The sequence below is a fragment of the Mycolicibacter senuensis genome (assembly GCF_003284925.1).
Taxonomy (GTDB): domain Bacteria; phylum Actinomycetota; class Actinomycetes; order Mycobacteriales; family Mycobacteriaceae; genus Mycobacterium; species Mycobacterium algericum_A.
Genome location: NZ_QMEX01000028.1, coordinates 20,793 through 37,143, shown reverse-complemented (window position 1 = coordinate 37,143; position 16,351 = coordinate 20,793). Strand labels below are relative to the sequence as shown.

The following is a 16,351-nucleotide window of genomic DNA, read 5'->3' as shown; positions in this document are numbered from 1 at the left end:
ACACAGACCGTCACCGTGACGGAGTCGCCTTCGCCGCCGGCCCCGCTGATGTCCCCGCCCGCGCCGGTGCCCTCCCACACGACCGTGCCGCCACCGGCGACGTCGATCGCGGTGGTGCCGCCACCGGCGACGTCGATTGAGGTCGTGGCCCCGCCGGCCGGGGCCAGCGCCGTCTGCCGCGACGGCACCTATTCGTTCAGTAAGCGCCGCAGCGGTTCCTGCTCGCGCCACGGTGGGGTGGAGCGTTGGGTGAACCCGCCCGCAAACTGAGCCGGTGTGTCAGAGGTTGAACTGGGCCTTGATGTTTCGCGACTGGAAATGCTCGACGATGATGCCGCACAGTGGAATGGTGCCCGCCAGCAATACCCCGATGGTCTTGCCGAGCGGCCAGCGCACTTTGACCGCCAGGTTGAACGTGGCCAACAGGTAGGCGAAGTACACCCAGCCGTGCACCACGCCGATCCAGGTGGGCGGGTTGTCCACCTTGACCACGTAGCGGACCACGATCTCGTAGCACAGCGCGATCAGCCACACACCGGTTGCCCACGCCAGCACCCGGTAGGGCAGCAGCGCGCTGCGGATCTTCTCGGCGGGAGCGGCCTGGGCGGGGGTCTCGGTCATGCGGTGTTCCTGTTCTTCCGGTCGTTCTCGGTGAGTTCGGCCAAGTAGGCGTTGTAGTCGCGCAGTGCGGCGTCGTCGGTCGGGGTGGCGGCGGGCCCGGGCCGTTCCGGCAGCAGCCCGGCCGGTATCTCGGTCACCGTATCGGGTCGGTGCGGCTCGGGCGGCGCCTCTTCGTAGCGGACGAATTTGCGGTAGGCGTATACGCAGAACCAGGCGAACAGCGGCCACTGCAGGGCGTAGCCGAGGTTCTGGAAGTTGCCGTTGAGCTCCTGGAATCGGGTCCACTGCCACCACCCCAGCGCCAGACACGCGCAGGCGGCGACGATCACCAGCACGATCAGTGCCGGTCTCCGACGCCGTGTAGTGGACACCCCTTGACGGTACCGCGCCACCTTGCCGCGCATCCCGAGGCCGGCGGTACCATCGCTACGCCGCGCGGGCGTGGTGGAATTGGCATACACGATGGTTTTAGGTGCCATTGCTCGAAAGAGCGTGAGGGTTCGAGTCCCTCCGCCCGCACCAGGTCAGACCGTGTTTTGGGGCTGATTCCCCCACATTCCCCCCACATTGTGGGGAATGTGGGGGCTAACCTGGTGTGCGTGGCTTCAATCTCCCCATACGAAACCAAACGCGGCAGGCGGTATCGGGTGCGCTACCGCAAGCCTGACGGTCGTCAGACCGACAAGTGGGGATTCCAGACCAAGCGTGAGGCTCAGGCGTTCGCGGCTACCGTCGAGGTATCGAAACTTAAGGGCGAGTACGTGGCCCCGTCGCTGGGCAAGGTCACGGTTGGGGAGCTGGTCACGGCCTGGCTGGAACGCAAGGAAGCCACCACTCGCACCAGCTACTACCGAACCCTGCCGTCGGCCTGGAAGAACCATGTCGCGCCGACGTGGGGCAAGGTCCAGGTGGCCAGGGTGGACCGGCTCGGCGTTGAGGAATGGGTCGCCGGTATGCGCAGTGCTGAGCTGAGCGCGACGGTCGTCAAGCGTGCCCACGGCGTCCTGTGCGGCATCCTCGACGACGCGGTGAAGGCCGGGCGGATCTCAGTCAATCCGGCCAGGGGCCTAGACCGGGGCACGCTGCCGCGCAAGACCGGACGCCGAAGGGTGTACATGACCGCCGAGGATGTGGCGCGGCTGGCCGCCGAGTGCGGCGAACACGAGACCCTGATTCTGACCCTGGCCTACACCGGCATCCGTCCCGGCGAGGCGGTGGCTCTGAAGGTGGGTGACGTCGACTTCGATCGCAGGCGGCTGCAGATCCATTCCAACGCGGTGGAGCTGGGCAACACCTTCGATGTCGGACCGACCAAGACCTACCACCGCCGCTCTGTGCCGGTGCCGGAGTTCGTCCTGGACCGGATCAAAGCCGAGTCTTCCGGTAAGGGGCGTGAGGCCTTGGTGTTCCCCGGGCCGGACGGTGGTTACCTCCGCCAGCCGAAGACCGGCAGTGGGTGGCTGGAAGCCGCCGTGAAACGCGCCGAGGTCGAACGGGTGACGTTGTACGGCCTGCGGCATACCTTCGCCTCGCTGGCGCACTCCAGCCGGGCCAGCGTCCTGGCCGTGAGTCGATCCATGGGGCACAAGAGCGCAGCCATGACGCTGGACCAGTACTCGGACCTGTTCGACTCGGATCTGGACGCCGTCGGTACGGCGATGAACACCCTCGGGCTGGGCCTGGATCCGGAGCAGTAGGTACTGCTGTTCCCGTGCGGCACATGAGAGGTCGCGGGTTCGTACCCGCGATGCCCGCTACACCCGCCCTTCGCAGGTGAGGGAACCCTTCACCAATGCCCGCTGAAGCCCGTCGGCGCGCGCACGTAACACCCGCCACTGTCCGTGGGCACGTCTCGGGGTCGACCTCGGGACGGAGTCGTCCTCAGTTGATCCTTCGGCGGCATTCCTGTGAATCTGACTGTATTTGCTGGAAGCATCGGCGACGCTGCTGCTGATTGGTGTTGTGGGGATGTCACAAGGGGTGTCGCTTCCGGTTGTAATTACGTCAGTTTTGTCGTATAGCTGCATGAAAGTACTTGGCCCCCAGGCTCTAGGCATCCTCTAGTCGCGTGAAAGTGTTCTTAGGTGACGCGGTCTTACGGGGTTGCATCCACTCATCCATTCTCCGACACTGATCGCAACGTGAGTTTGCTGCGAAGGGATCTAGGAGGAAAATTGAGCTATACGGAAGACCCCGTCTGGAGGGATGCGGAGGCCGAGGAGTTCATCGGGGTTTCACCTGGGACCCTGGCGGCGTGGCGAAATCGTCGGAACAAGAACCAACCGGCTTGGCTGACGGTGGGATCAAGGGCAATCCGCTACCGCCGGTCTGAGCTGATCGCCTGGTTGGATGCCAATACGGTTCGCCCGGGCGGTAGCGCGCGGTGAGCCGGAAAGCGGGCAGGAAGAAGCCGGTCAAGATTTACGAGTTGTACCCGTACATGGGCACTTTCACAAACAAGCTCGCGCGGTACCAGGGCCGGACGGTGCAGGTCGCGGCCAGGAGTCTGAAGCAGGCGCTGTGGTTGGCCGGGCACGGTCGATGGATCAATCCGGAGGCCGACCCGTTGATCGGCATCGTCTACCGGTGGGCGAAGACCGAATACGGCCTCACTGGCACGACGTGGTGCGGGCTTACAGCTGCGGATATCACGGTCGACCCCGGGGTCTCCCATGGGGACTCGCACCGCAAGATCAAGGCTGCGGTGGCCCAGCACCGTAGCGCCTGCAGTCGGTGCGAGGAACGCTCCCTTGCCGGTCGGCTTCGGCGGGCCGCCCGCATCGGGCAGGAGGTGGTCCAATGATCGCCGACTTGCTCACGCTTGCACTGCTGTTGAGCGTGGTCGTCCTGGTCACGCTCTGCGGCTACGACACCGTGATTGATCGACGTAGTAGCCACAAGAAACCACACCCACCTGGTCCTGTTCGTCGCGCAGCGGCTGACGTGGTCAATGCCTGGCCGACGACGTGATCGGCCCGGGAAACGAGGAAGCCCCCGGTCACGCCGGGGGCACCTCCGACGACGGCGACAGCCTCACCACAAAGCAAACCGTCATCCTTGACCATACCGGAGGTTCGGGTGATTTCGACGGCCTCGCGGCTAACACGGATCTGGATTATGTACTCGGCGCGGCAGCTCTCGACTACGTGCGGCGCGGCTGGGAGGTGCACCCGCTCAAGCGCGGCGACAAGGTCCCAGCCACGCGTCACGGGGTCCGGGACGCGACATCGGACCTCGGCCAGGTCCTCGATTGGTGGGGCGGGCGGTACGCCGGTGGCAATATCGGCGGTCGGGTGCCTGAGGGCGTCCTCGTTATCGACACGGACCCCCGCAACGGCGGCGAGGAGTCGCTGGCCCGACTGGTGGCGCAGTACGGCGCGCTGCCGAAGACCCTCACTCACTACTCGGGCCGGGGTGACGGCGGGCGGCACCTGTTTTTCCAGCGCCCGCCCGGCAAGCTGACGGCGAAGCGGCTCGGTCCGGGTATCGACTTGAAGACGCACGGCGGCTATGTCGTGCTGCCGCCGTCGATTCACCCGGCCACAGGCAGGCCCTACACGAGAACCGGCGGGCCGGTTGCACCGCTGCCGGAGTGGTTCGTCGACCTGATGCGGCCAGCGGCGCGGGCAGAACGCCCGGCGCGTCCTCGTGCCGACTGGGTGACCAAGTGCATGGGCGGCAACAGCATCGCCGACTGGTTCGGCAACACCGCCACATGGTCGGAAATCCTTGAGCCGCACGGATGGGAATGCGTTTACCAGGGCGACCCGGACAACGACGAGGGCGCGCAGTGGCGGCACCCAGCGGCCACGGCGGCGACGTCAGCGACCGTGCGGTATGGCTGCCTGTTCGTCTACTCGACGTCGACCGAGTTCGAGGCGACCACTCCCGGGGATCCACACGGCTACACGAAGTTCCGGGCCTACGCCGTACTCAACACCGACGGCGACCTGCGCGTCGCCGCCAAGAAATTACGCAAGAAACGAAGCCGTGAGGCTGGAAGGAGCACGTGATGACGAACAACGACGGCGACGAACTCACCACCACCACCTACGACGACGAGATCCCTGACATGCATGCCTACCGCAACCCGCCCGAGGAGCCAGAGGTCGCCCAGGTCGCCGAGGAGGCGACGGTGACCGCGCAGGAAGAGGTCGTCGACGACGAGGAGAACGACAACGACACATCACGTCCGTCAATCGCGACCCAGCTGGCGGTGATGGCCCGGGAGTTCTACACCTTCGGGGTGGACGAGAACGGCGAGACTTTCGCCTGCGACAACGCGCTCCCTCACGTCGCGCTGTCGATGTCAAACAACTCTCGGGGCGGGCTGAAGGCTCGACTACTCGACCAGTGGAGCGAGGCTAGCGGCGGGAGGGTCGCCCCAGGAGCGGCGGCTACCGACGCGATGGGCACCCTCGACTGGGGCGCTCGACGAAATCCGGTCACTCCGGTCCACATGAGGATCGCTGACCACGACGGCACGATCTACCTCGATTGTGCCGACGAGCAGAATCGGGTGATCGTCATCGACAGCGGTCGCTGGAGGGTTGCCGACGAGGACGTGCCGGTTGTCTTTCGCCGCTCGACCTTCTCGCTGCCATATCCGGTCCCGGAGGGCGAGAGCGACCTGGCGCTGCTGTGGGACCACCTCAACGTCGATCCTGACGACCGTCCGCTGGTGCTCGGCTGGGTGGTGGCGGCCCTGGTCTTGGAGAATGTTCCGCACCCGGTCCTGTATCTCGGCGGCGAGCACGGCACGGCTAAAACCAGTGCCGCCCGTGTGCTTCAGTCCCTGGTCGACCCGACAACGGCGGACACTCGAAACCTGCCCAGCGACGAAGGGGCTTGGGTGGCCACCGTGCGACAGGGGTGGGCGCTGACCTTCGACAACCTCAGCGAACTTTCCAAGGGCATGAACGACGGACTGTGCAAGCTCAGCACCGGCGACACCATCGTCCGGCGCATCCTCTACACCACCGACGAAGCGTCGGCGACCAAGGCGTACCGGCCACTGATCATCACCGCGATCAATCTGACCGGGGTACAGCCTGACCTTGAGGACCGGATGGTCCGGATCGAGCTATCCGCTATCCCGCCGAGCAAGCGCCGACTAAAAAAAGAGGTCGAGGCGTCCTGGGAGCGGGATCGCTCCCGGGTGTTGGCGGGGCTGCTCGACCTCGCCGCCAAGGTGCACCACCGCCTGCCCGACGTCGCGACGCCGGAGGGATTTTCGCGGATGGCTGACTTCCACCAGGTCGTCGCCGCCATCGATGACGTCCAGGGCACGAGCGGCGCGGACCGGTACCAAGACGCGGCTGTGCGGGCCGCCCGGGACACGCTGGCCGAGTATCCACTCGCCAGGGCCATCGTCAACGGTCGGCGAGACTTCGAGGCGACCACGGCAGGGCAGATCTTGAACGCCATGGCATTTGCCAAGGGTGACGGCAGGGAGGGCTGGGGCTGGCCGGAGAACGCGCGTGCTGCGTCGAACCAGCTGAGGGACGCGGCACCGAGCATGCGGAAACTTGGCTGGACGGTCCATGACGACATGGGCAAGAACGAGGCGGGGACCAAGAAATACACGATCCATGCGCCGTCGCGTGAAAGTTCCAAGGCTGAAAAACCAGCCCCTTCATCCCCGTCAGACCCGTCCCCGCAGGTCAACACTATTTCGTCAGCCCGGTCTGGGGCGGAGTCCATCTCCGTGGCAGCCGTGTCACCGGAGATCGTTAACGAACGGACGGAGGCGCACCCGGCCAGAGACGGGGCTGGGTTGGCGCGAGACAGGTCTGGAGAAATCGCTCTGACCAGCACTCACGGGTCTAACGGGGACGACGGGGATGGTCCGGGGACCGCCGTCGCTGCCTGCCGTTTCTGCGGCGCAGAGCTGACAGTCGGACACGCCGCCGAGCGCGGATACTGCGCCCGGCCGGAGTGCTCGGCGGCTCACGTCACGCAGCGTCAGCAACCCTCACACAGGTCGACTCCGACTCCTCTGGACATAGCCAACATGGGTCGCCGCCCGGCTGATCGGCCCGTGGTCTGACCGCGTTGCCGGGGCCAGTGTCCATTCGCCGGACGCTGGCCCCGGCAACGGCCGATTCAGCAACAGTCGTGTTTCGCGGCAACGCGGTACGGCCCGTCGACGTGCCAGGGGAACTGTCCCTCCGGCTTCCGTTTGGTCAGCCGACCGCCGCAGGCCGCCGGTGGTGTTGGGCTGCACCCTCCACGATCCGCTGTGCGGTACGGTAGTTGATCCCCGAGGCCTTGGCGGCGGCGTTGATCGACAGGCCGCCTCGGGTCGCCGCCAGCACGGCGACCACGGTCTCGACCGGCTGGGTGGTTGTACCGGCGGCAATCAGCTCGGCGGCGAGCTCTGCGTCGACCGCCACCGTCTTGGCCTGCAGCATCGTCTGCACCGCGTGCACCGTGCTGGTTTGTGCCGGTGCGGGCGGCGAGCTGATCTGCGCCCCGGAATGCCGGGCAGCAACCGGCTTAGCCTGCACCTTTGCGTCCTGCGCCGGGGCTTGTGTCGCCGTCTGCGCCCGTACAGGCCGTGTACAGGCGGGTGCCGTTTTAGTACGGGTGCGCCGTGCCGGTTTGTCGCCAAGCGCAACCAGCATCAGCGTCGCTACGGCGACGGCGGTGTCGATGATGGCCGGAAAGATCCAGGCGATCGCCGGACTGTACCCGATGGCCAGCATCAGGTCCCGCAGCGCGACGAAGCTCAAAGCGAACGCGCCGATGCCGATGACCGCCACCGCCACCACCGCCCACCGGTACACGGTGCCCGACGCACCCGCTTGCACCGCGAGGGCGACACCGTGGACAGCGGCCAGCAGCACGACCGGCGGTACGGCGGCAGCGCCGACCTGAATGGCGACCGGCGGAAGGTACGGCAGCACCGCATGGGCGACGTTCCCGAGGAGGCTGACCAGAGTCGCCCCGCCCAGCAGGCACCAGAAGAACCGGACCGCCTTGTGGTGGTTGTGCTGGGTGATCTCGACCTGGGTGGTCATCGGCCCTCGCCCGCCGTAAGGCCGTAGTTCAGCGTCTGCCCGTCGACCTCGACAACAACCCGAGCCTCCACTCCAAGGGCTGTCAGGTAGGCGCTGAGCGTGCTCAGCAACATGTCGGACTGGCGCTCGATCTTGCTGACCTGCGCCTGCCCCACACCGAGGTTGGCGGCCAACTCGACTTGGGTCAGACCGGCTGTCCGGCGCAGTCCCGCGAGATCCATCACCTTTTGGATACTACTCCAAATGAATAGTGCCTCATAGCAGTATCCCCCGTGTCGGGGGTGGGCGTGTCAGCGGCTACAGGCCGGTTCTTGTCTTGGCCGCTAGTCAGCACGCACTTGTTCGACAATGCCCGCGACGGCGTCCGCGATCGGCACGGTGTCCACCACGATGTCGAACTCTGGCCCGACGAATGGAGTTCCATGTCCTCGCGCCACAGCCACCCAGCTGACGTGAATCGACTCCGACTCAGATGCCGCGACAAGTACGACGTCCTCGTAGTCCGCACTGTCCCATTCGAAGTCCTCTCCTGAGGGCAGCTCGGAGAGAGTGATCCGGACCTCAAGGCCCGACTCCTTGTTCTTCCACTCCACCGGATAATCACGCGGGCGGGCCGGAACGAACGCCAACATGGACATTGGTTCGTAGATCGATTGCGGACGCTCGTAGTCGGGGTCTAGGAGCTTTTCGTACTCGAATTCATCGATGTGGAGGTTCTCGACACCATGCGCTCCAGTGAACGTTATAACCACCTTGACGTCGTACAAGAAGGAAGCTGCCACATTGCGGACGGTGAAATGCATTGCGGGAAAGAACAACCCGGCAACATAATCCTCAATGCGTGGCCACTCTCGTTCCGCCACCATTTTGCGTCGGGCGATCCCAGCTTCGGTCTGTTCGGGAGTCGGCGGCTGCGACGGGACTTCTTGATGCAGTACTCGCGCGAGCACCGCTGCTCGCTGCGCATCGTCAGGTGACATGTTCCGCAGCTGATTTGCGTCCTCGCGGTCACTCTCGGCGGCGGCCTCCAGCAGCAACTCGCGAAGATCTTCACCGTCTACGAAACGTTGCCCGACCCCGCCGACATTGAGCTGAATATTCAAGGGGACGCTGCCGGGGTCGATGCCGAGGAACTGCTGACGGACGCCAACCATCTCAGGTTGGTCCAGCAGTGCGGCGACGCGCTCCATGTGGAATATCTCGACCTCCAGATCATCAACCAGTGCTGCTAGTTCCTGGCGTTCGCCCAGCGTGATTTCTTGGTTGGTGACAAAGGCAAAGCCGCTGGGTTGGTGTTTTTTTGCGCCGTCGAGGTCTGATCCGAACTTCCCCTTGATCTCGGAGAATCTGTGCTTACCGCGCGGGAAGTAGACGGCCATCACCCACCGGTTGCCATCTCGCGCCAAGACAGCATCGCGACCACCGTCGGGACCACCGTACGGATGAGAGGGGTCCGGGTCTTCGAATCCACTTGCCAGCAGCACCTGTACGGCCAGACGCTCGGCAGCCCCGGAATCGCCGGTCCACGCGAGCAATCGGTACTGAGTTTCATCGGGGCGGGGCATCGTAGCCTCGTTCTCCTTTGGCGTCGTAATCGTCCAGTCTGCAGCTTTGGCAACGCATTACGCGCTGAGGGCGTCGATGATCTTCATCGTCTCGACGGCGACGGTGGTGACCTTCTTGATGAGGTCGACGATATAGGTCGGGTCGTCGTGTTCGTCGCACCAGTCGTTGGGGTCATTGACGATGCCGGAGGCCTTGTCGGTCTTGACTTGGTAGCGGTCGATGATCCAGGCCAGCGCGGATCGAGATCCGAGCATGTAGCGTTCGGCGTTCTCGGGGATGCCCGAGATGGCGACTTTGGGGTTGTAGACGATGGCGGTGTGGTCGGTTTTCGACTTCCACTTCATCTTGGTCACCCGCCAGGTCTCCCGGTCCGCGGGCTCCGCGCCGGGCTTCAGCTGGACGTCGAGAGGGTACGGGTCGACGGTCTCGTAGTCCACGTGCAGTTCGGCCAGTCTGCGACCGGCGTCGGCCAGCTGCTCGAAGCGCTCCCGGGTTTGGGGGGTCGGGATGTGCGGCAGCATCTTCTTGAGGTCGGCGGCGTACTTGGCCCGGTAGTCCGGGTCGTGGAGCAGGCCGTAGACGTAGTAGAAGATGTCGTCCTTGGCCACCTGGTCGCCGACGGCCTCGCGATATAGCGCCAGGATGGTGTCGGTGATGTTGTCCACCCGGCGGTAGCCATGCTCGTCGACCTCACCGTCCTCTGTGACCGTGAAGTCCAGGCCGCCGTCGCCCTGGTTGGCCTTCTCGTAGGTCCAGCGGGGGAAGAACTGACCACCACTGCCAGCGCCGGTTACGTGGAGGTTCGGGAGGTCGTCGAGCATGATCGCCGAGAACGGCACGTCCGATCCCGCACCGACGACGTAGTAGCCGACGTTCTGGTGGTGCGGCGTCGGGAACATCGATGGCAGCTGGTTCTGCCGTTCGTTTAGGAATGAATCGAAATACGTCAGCTGTCGGCTGAACGGACGATAGGCCGTCCTTCGAACGCCATCCGGATTGAAACTGGGGACCGCCTGCCGAGCGAACCTAGATCGTAGGCCCGCAGACCAGTTGATGTAGTCACCACGGGCCGCGTCAGGATAGACGCGGAGGAAGTTGCCGACGACCGATTCGGACGGTCTGGTAACGCCAGTATCGGTGCAATACTGCACAAAACGGGACTGCTCATGAACGTAGTTCTCGATCAGCTCATGGACGTTTTGCGAAAGGGATGCGGCGGAGTAGTTCACCACCCACGCGTCTCGGTTGGTGGCCAGGCCGAGTGAGTAGTTGGAAAAAACGGTGATCGCTCCCGACGGTCCGCGCTTCTGGCCGAGCACAGGCCAGGTGGGGAAGGTGTCGTCGCGTTGGTTGATCCAGTCGCCGTCGGTGTTCGGGTTGATCGGCTGCCAGCCCACGGTGTCGATCTGGGCGTCGTTGACGATGCGGAGTTTGTCTTCGCGGGTGAGGTAGTCGCCGATGTCGCGGTAGAACACCTGGCAAGGTCCGGTGTGGGCGGGGTCTTTGATGCCGATGAAGATGGCGACGGTATTGCGGCTGCCGCCGCCGAAGACCTTGCCGCCCTCCTTGCGGGACAGTTCCCCGGCGGTGCGCTGGTTGCCGCGCAGGTTGTAGACATAGATGGTCGTGTAGTCGTCGGCGAGGGATAGGCGCATGCCGTCGGCGGTGTTGGCGTCGATCCAGCCGCCGTTGGAGACGAACCCGACGACCCCGCTGTCTGCGATACGGTCGGTTGCCCAGCGGAATGCGCGGACGTAGGAGTCGTAGAGGGTGCGCCGCGTGGTGGCCGTCGACCGCTTCGCGTAGGTCTGCTCGATCAGGCCGTCCAGAGTGGGGTACTTGACGTTGGCATTGAGGTCGTTGGCGCTGTCCTGCCCCACCGAATATGGGGGGTTACCGACGATGACGTTGATCGGGGCGGCGAGCTGGGCTTCGATGCGAGCGTTGTTGTGGGGGAACATGACCGAGTCCATCGAGTCGTCGGCTTCGCTGATCTGGAAGGTGTCAGCGAGCACAATGCCCGGGAACGGCTCGTAGTCGTCTTCTCCGGCGGCGGTCTTGCCGGTCAGGGCGTGGTAGGTGGTCTCGATGTTGACCGCGGCAATGTAGTAGGCCAGCAGCATGATCTCGTTGGCGTGCAGCTCGCCGGAGTACTTGCGGGCCAGGTCCGCCGGGTGGATGAGGCCCGATTGCAGGAGCCGGGTGATGAAGGTGCCGGTGCCGGTGAACCCGTCGAGGATGTGCACGCCGCCGTCGGTGAGGCCGCGCCCGAAGTGGGTGCGGGAGACGGTGTCGACGGCGCGCAAGATGAAGTTGACGATCTCGGTCGGGGTGTAGACGATGCCGAGGGCGTCGGCTTGCTTCTTGAAGCCGATGCGGAAGAACTTCTCGTACAACTCGGCGATGACTTGCTGCTTGCCCTCCGCGCTGGTGACTTCGGAGGCCCGGCGGCGCACCGAAGCGTAGAAGCCCTCCAGTCGGGTGGTCTCGGCTTCCAGCCCGGCGTCTCCAAGGGCGTCGACCATTTTCTGCATGGTGCGCGAGACGGGGTTGTGGGAGGCGAAGTCGTGCCCGGCGAACAGGGCGTCGAAGACCGGTTTGGTGATCAGGTGCTGGGCCAGCATGCTGATCGCGTCGGCTGGGGTGATGGAGTCGTTGAGGTTGTCGCGCAGGCCGGTGAGGAACTGCTCGAACCCCGTGTTGGCCTCGGAGTGGGCTCCGTCGAGCAGGGCGGTGATGCGGGTGACCAGGCGGGCGGCGATGTCGGCGACGTCAGCGGCCCACTGCTCCCAGTAGGTGCGGGTGCCGACCTTGTCGACGATGCGCGCGTAGATCGCCTCCTGCCACGCCGACAGGGAGAACAACGCCATCTGCTGCTGGGTCAGGTCGCTGGCGACGGTCTCGGTGCCGCCCTGATCGTCGGTGACGGGGCCGATGTGGTCGAGCATCAAGGTGCTGCCCTGGCCGGACTTGGTGTCGGGCTTGCCGTTGAGCGCGATGGAGTTGACCATCGCGTCGAAGCGCTCATCGTGGGAGCGCAGGGCGTTGAGGACCTGCCACACCACCTTGAACCGCTGGTTGTCGCCGAGCGCTTCGGACGGCTCAACACCTTCGGGGACGGCGACCGGAAGGATCACATACCCGTAGTCCTTGGACTCCGCTTTACGCATCACCCGCCCGACCGACTGCACCACGTCCACGACGGAGTTGCGGGGGTTGAGGAACATCACCGCATCCAGGGCGGGGACATCGACGCCTTCGGAGAGACAGCGGGCGTTGGACAGCACCCGGCACTCGTCTTCGGCGATCACTCCCTTGAGCCAAGTCAGCTGCCGGTTGCGTTCCAAGGCGTTGAAGGTGCCATCGACGTGGCGGACCGCGCAGGTCAGATCGCGGTTGGTGTCGTTGATGGGCTGGCCGTCGTTCTCGTGCTCGTTGAGCATGTCCTGGTAGGCCGCAACGACCAGCGGGAACATCTCGGTCAGCTGCTTGGAGGTCTTGATATCGCGGGCGAAGGCGACTGCGCGGCGCATCGGGGCCTCACCCGCGGCGAACCCGCCACCATCCGGTGAGGTTCCAGCCCGTTTGGCCAGGCCGTTCCAACAGCCGATGATCTTGGAGGCGTCATCGAGGGGCAGCTCCCCGGAGACGGTGGCGAGCTGTTGTTGGAGCCGGGGTGCGATCACCGACTCATTGACGGTGAGGACCAGCACCTTGTAGTCGGTAAGCAGGCCACGCTCAACGGCCTCCCCGAAGCTCAGCCGGTGAAACTCCGGGCCGTAGGTCAGCTCATTGTCCATCGAGACCAGCTCGGCGGAGTGCTCGTCGGCCTTGTCCTTGACCGAATCGGCGAAGATCCGCGGTGTGGCGGTCATGTACAGCCGCCGTCGGGCCTTGAGGTAATCGGCGTCGTGGACGCGCACGAAGTGCGACTCATCCTCACCGGCCAAGGTAACCCCGGTGGTGCGATGAGCCTCGTCGCAGATCACTAGATCAAACTCGTCGACCCCGTGTCCTTGGGCAACGGCCACGGCCGGCAGGGACTGGTAAGTGGAGAACACCACCGTCAGCCCGGCAGCACGCTTTCGGTGCGCCATCTCCTGCGCCAGGCGGGCCGGATCGGTGGTGACCGGGATCGGCACGTCGTGGACGTTGTAGTCCTCCGCCGTGCGCGAGACCTTGGTGTCCGAGCAGACCGCGAACGCCCGCAGGTCCAGCTCGGTCTGGGCGGTCCATTCCCGCAACGTCTGGCTCAGCAGCGAGATCGACGGCACCAGAAACAACACCCGCGCCGCCCCACCGTTATCGGCGGCGACACGCTCACACAGGCGCAGCGCCGTAAACGTCTTTCCGGTGCCGCAGGCCATGATCAGCTTGCCGCGGTCGTTCCCGGCGGCGAAGCCGCGCAGGACGGCGTCGATGGCCTGCTGCTGGTGTGGCCGCGGGGCGAACCGCTTCGATGGGGTGAGTTCGATCTGGAGTTTCCCGGCGGGCCAGGCAATGTCCCAGTCGATGCGGGACTCGGCGATCACGTCAAGCCCGATGCGGCTCACCGGCTTGGAGCGGCCCTCCAGCGACTCCTCGGCGTTCTTTCCCCACCGGTTGGTGGTGGAGATGATGATGCCCTTGGCGAACGGCTCCTTACCGAGTTCGTTGAGGAAAGAGTCGATCTCGCCTTTCGGCAAGGTGTTTCCCGGCTCGTAGAACTTGCACTGAATCCCGACGTACTCACCGGTATCACGCTCACGGGCCACCAGATCAATGCCGGTGTCGACCGTGCCGTTGCGGCCAGACCAGTCGATCCACCGACACACCTGGTCGTACTGCTGGACCAGCATCGGGTCGAGTTCGAAGTAGCGCACCATCAGCTTCTCGAACTCGGTGCCACGCTCGGAGTTCGACGGCGCTTGGCGCAACACCTCGATCACCTCGTGAATCGAACCCATGTCCGCACCTTCTAATGTCGATCCGCTGCGCTGTAGACCTTATTCAATCGGGCAGACGGCATTGCTGGATCAGGGGGACTGGGGCGGAGTGACCATGTGTCGGCGAGTTGCCGGGGAGCGGTCGTTACCAGTGCCTACGCTGCCAGAGTGGCGGCAGAACACACTGACGAATTGATGAGGCTTGATCCCCGGCGAACCGTGATGTCCGCGGAGACGGATTCGGGCCGGTGACACGAAAAGAAGATCTGCGCTCCCAGGTTGACTACGAGTCGGACCCGCACACCCGCCTGAAGCACGCATTCTACCGGCGATACATCGCATGTTGGATGGGCAAGGTTCTGCAAGGCAAGTGGGCGAAGCCGGGGACGATCATCGACGGCTTCGCGGGCTCGGGCATGTACTCCGATGGTCTCGACGGCAGCGCGATCATGATTGCGAAGCTCTACCGGGAGCACGTCTGTCGTCCGAACTTCCAGCCGCTTACCCTTGTGACCAACGACCTTGACTCGCGGCGGTGCGAGGCGCTGGACGCGCGAATGAGGTCTCTTCCCGCAGATGGCCGGATCACGCATGTGCCGGTCGGGCCGAAGCCCTTCGAGGAGATCGTGGGGGACGTCCGGCAGAAGCACATCACGCCGGGGCATAAGGCACTGTGGATTATCGACCCTTTCGGGCTCAACCAGATTCCGTGGTCGATCATCTCGGAGATCGTGAAGCTGCCCAAGAACGACGCCGTGATCACGTTCATGGCTGACGAAGCGCACCGGTTCCGCACGAACCCGGCGATGGTGTCTGTAATGAACAACTTCTACGGGGATGACGCGTGGAAGAACATTCCCGAGGGGCTCACCACGGCGCAGTCCAAGGCTGCGCTCGTCAACCTGTACTGCGAGAAGCTCAACGCGCTCGGCTGCCACACCTCGGCGTTCGGTGTCGATGTCGCGCGCCGGTACACCCGGTACTCGCTGATCTTCGCGACGCACCACCAGGCTGGGCTCGAATGCTGGAATTCCGCTAAGTGGTCGGCGGACCCTACGAGCGGTCGCGGGGCCAGCGCTGACACGGCGTTCCAGCCCAGCCTGCTCGAACCCGATATCGATGACCTGATCGAGGACTTCCGGAAGCGCATCGGTGTTCACGACTTCGCCACGCTGGTGGCGCAGGCGCAAATCCTCGGCTACACCGAACCACACGTGCGCACCGCGCTCAGTCGACTGTTTGAGGAGGGGATGGCGGTCCGGCTGTCGCCCGTGACGACGCCGAAGAACGCGCCCTGGCCGGCCACGAGTCGTATCCGGATCTTCGAGGAAGGTCCGGATGACGAGGTCGAGGACGAAAGCTAACCCGTAGCGGCCTCAGGCATTTCGTCCCACAGCTGGCCGTCGAGTTCGCGGCCAAGTGCTTTCGGTGTCCGGCCGCCCCACTGCTTGAAGAAGAACGGCACCCCGGCCTCCTGGCAGGAATCGCGGATGCCACGCGCCCAGCCCAGCTCCATCGGCCGATAGCGAGGGCCGGATTCGCCGCCCGCGATCACCCATCCGATGCCCGTGAGATCGATCCCGTCGAGCGGGCCGAGCAACGGTTCACAGGACAAGAACCGCACCGCGGCGGGCACTTGGCGAAGGTCGTCTACTCGCTGCAGTACCTCGGCGCTCTCCACGGACACGCCCATCCAGAGGTTGTCCGGCCAGTCGAGCTTGTCGGCCACGCGCCGCAGCCGCAGGCTGCGCTTGGTCAGCACCTGGTAGGTGTGCTGGGGGGTGTCGCGACAAACGTCGAACACGTCGCGGATGAAGTCCAGCGGAACCTTTGCGTGAAACAGGTCGGACATCGAGTTCACGAACACGACGCGCGAGTTGCGCCAACGGTACGGCTCATCGAGGGCCTGCGGATGGACGGTGACGCCGAAGCCAGGTCCGGACGTTCTTGGGTCGCCGTCGACCTGATACTTCGCCGAACCCATGGCCTTCAGCCGCTTCGCGAGAGTCATCGCATAGCAGTGGTCGCATCCCGCCGAGACGCGGTCGCAGCCGGTGACGGGGTTCCAGGTGGCCTCAGTCCACTCGATCGCCGAACGATCAGCCATCGTAGGCGCCTCCTCACCTGCGGTTTCCCGCGTTTACCGTTACTCTATGATCAGCCACTGACCAAAAATAGTGATGATGCAGACGTGACCGGTGTGTCGTATGAGAACTA

15 protein-coding genes and 1 tRNA gene are annotated in these 16,351 nt (G+C 64.7%); 8 read left to right on the top strand and 8 right to left on the bottom strand.

What is annotated here, in order from left to right; genetic code table 11:
• Positions 1–188: hypothetical protein (locus DQP56_RS25225; RefSeq protein ID WP_435673842.1), on the bottom strand; the 188-nt coding region annotated here is incomplete at its 3' end.
• Here DQP56_RS25225 and DQP56_RS25220 point away from each other — a divergent pair.
• Positions 112–270 (top strand): DUF3761 domain-containing protein, encoded by a 159-nt coding sequence (locus tag DQP56_RS25220; protein ID WP_234825585.1) that lies wholly within the window; start codon positions 112–114, stop codon positions 268–270. The two genes, DQP56_RS25225 and DQP56_RS25220, sit on opposite strands and share 77 nt — an antisense overlap.
• 9 nt (positions 271–279) lie before the next feature.
• Here the strand turns inward: DQP56_RS25220 and DQP56_RS09795 are convergent, their stop codons facing one another.
• Both DQP56_RS09795 and DQP56_RS09790 read right to left on the bottom strand, forming a co-directional pair.
• Entirely contained in the window at positions 280–621 is a 342-nt protein-coding gene (locus tag DQP56_RS09795; RefSeq protein WP_112684904.1) for a DUF3817 domain-containing protein, read from the bottom strand.
• Positions 618–992, bottom strand: coding sequence for a hypothetical protein (locus DQP56_RS09790; RefSeq protein ID WP_205868835.1), 375 nt, complete (start codon positions 990–992; stop codon positions 618–620). Before DQP56_RS09790 ends, DQP56_RS09795 begins: the two co-directional genes overlap by 4 nt.
• 64 nt (positions 993–1,056) lie before the next feature.
• Here DQP56_RS09790 and DQP56_RS09785 point away from each other — a divergent pair.
• The 6 genes from DQP56_RS09785 to DQP56_RS09760 all read left to right on the top strand — a co-directional run bounded on the left by DQP56_RS09785 (position 1,057) and on the right by DQP56_RS09760 (position 6,670).
• A tRNA-Leu gene (locus DQP56_RS09785) sits at positions 1,057–1,143 on the top strand.
• A gap of 77 nt (positions 1,144–1,220) precedes the next feature.
• Positions 1,221–2,318 carry a tyrosine-type recombinase/integrase gene (locus DQP56_RS09780; RefSeq protein ID WP_234825584.1) on the top strand — a complete coding sequence of 366 codons (1,098 nt, stop codon included), beginning with the start codon at positions 1,221–1,223 and terminating at the stop codon, positions 2,316–2,318.
• Between the two features lie 743 nt (positions 2,319–3,061).
• The gene (locus tag DQP56_RS09770) at positions 3,062–3,424 is read left to right on the top strand and encodes a hypothetical protein (RefSeq protein ID WP_133258908.1); all 363 of its coding nucleotides are present in this window, start codon (positions 3,062–3,064) and stop codon (positions 3,422–3,424) included.
• Complete coding sequence (locus DQP56_RS24670; RefSeq protein WP_165824962.1) at positions 3,421–3,591, top strand: hypothetical protein; 171 nt, start codon at positions 3,421–3,423, stop codon at positions 3,589–3,591. Before DQP56_RS09770 ends, DQP56_RS24670 begins: the two co-directional genes overlap by 4 nt.
• Positions 3,588–4,634, top strand: coding sequence for a bifunctional DNA primase/polymerase (locus DQP56_RS09765; RefSeq protein ID WP_234825583.1), 1,047 nt, complete (start codon positions 3,588–3,590; stop codon positions 4,632–4,634). The genes DQP56_RS24670 and DQP56_RS09765 overlap by 4 nt, the downstream gene beginning before the upstream one ends.
• Positions 4,634–6,670: an AICE element replication initiation protein gene (locus DQP56_RS09760; RefSeq protein WP_133258907.1), complete on the top strand. Its 2,037-nt coding sequence runs from the start codon at positions 4,634–4,636 to the stop codon at positions 6,668–6,670. Before DQP56_RS09765 ends, DQP56_RS09760 begins: the two co-directional genes overlap by 1 nt.
• Positions 6,671–6,806: 136 nt before the next feature.
• Here DQP56_RS09760 and DQP56_RS09755 read toward each other — a convergent pair whose 3' ends face one another.
• The 4 genes from DQP56_RS09755 to DQP56_RS09740 form a co-directional block, all read right to left on the bottom strand.
• Entirely contained in the window at positions 6,807–7,643 is an 837-nt protein-coding gene (locus DQP56_RS09755) for a DUF2637 domain-containing protein (protein WP_112684896.1), read from the bottom strand.
• Complete coding sequence (relB, locus tag DQP56_RS09750) at positions 7,640–7,864, bottom strand: type II toxin-antitoxin system RelB family anti-toxin (protein WP_112684894.1); 225 nt, start codon at positions 7,862–7,864, stop codon at positions 7,640–7,642. Before relB ends, DQP56_RS09755 begins: the two co-directional genes overlap by 4 nt.
• A gap of 102 nt (positions 7,865–7,966) precedes the next feature.
• Entirely contained in the window at positions 7,967–9,208 is a 1,242-nt protein-coding gene (locus tag DQP56_RS09745) for a hypothetical protein (protein ID WP_133258906.1), read from the bottom strand.
• Positions 9,209–9,265: 57 nt separating this feature from the next.
• A complete protein-coding gene (locus DQP56_RS09740) occupies positions 9,266–14,155 on the bottom strand; it encodes a DEAD/DEAH box helicase (RefSeq protein WP_112684890.1) in 4,890 nt (1,629 codons plus the stop codon).
• Positions 14,156–14,382: 227 nt separating this feature from the next.
• Between DQP56_RS09740 and tcmP the strand changes: the two genes are divergently transcribed.
• The gene (gene tcmP, locus DQP56_RS09735; RefSeq protein ID WP_112684888.1) at positions 14,383–15,498 is read left to right on the top strand and encodes a three-Cys-motif partner protein TcmP; all 1,116 of its coding nucleotides are present in this window, start codon (positions 14,383–14,385) and stop codon (positions 15,496–15,498) included.
• On the opposite strand, the gene DQP56_RS09730 is transcribed toward tcmP, so the two are convergent.
• On the bottom strand, positions 15,495–16,241 hold the full coding sequence (locus DQP56_RS09730) for a DUF5131 family protein (RefSeq protein WP_112684886.1): 747 nt from the start codon (positions 16,239–16,241) through the stop codon (positions 15,495–15,497). The two genes, tcmP and DQP56_RS09730, sit on opposite strands and share 4 nt — an antisense overlap.
• Between the last annotated feature and the right edge of the window lie 110 nt (positions 16,242–16,351).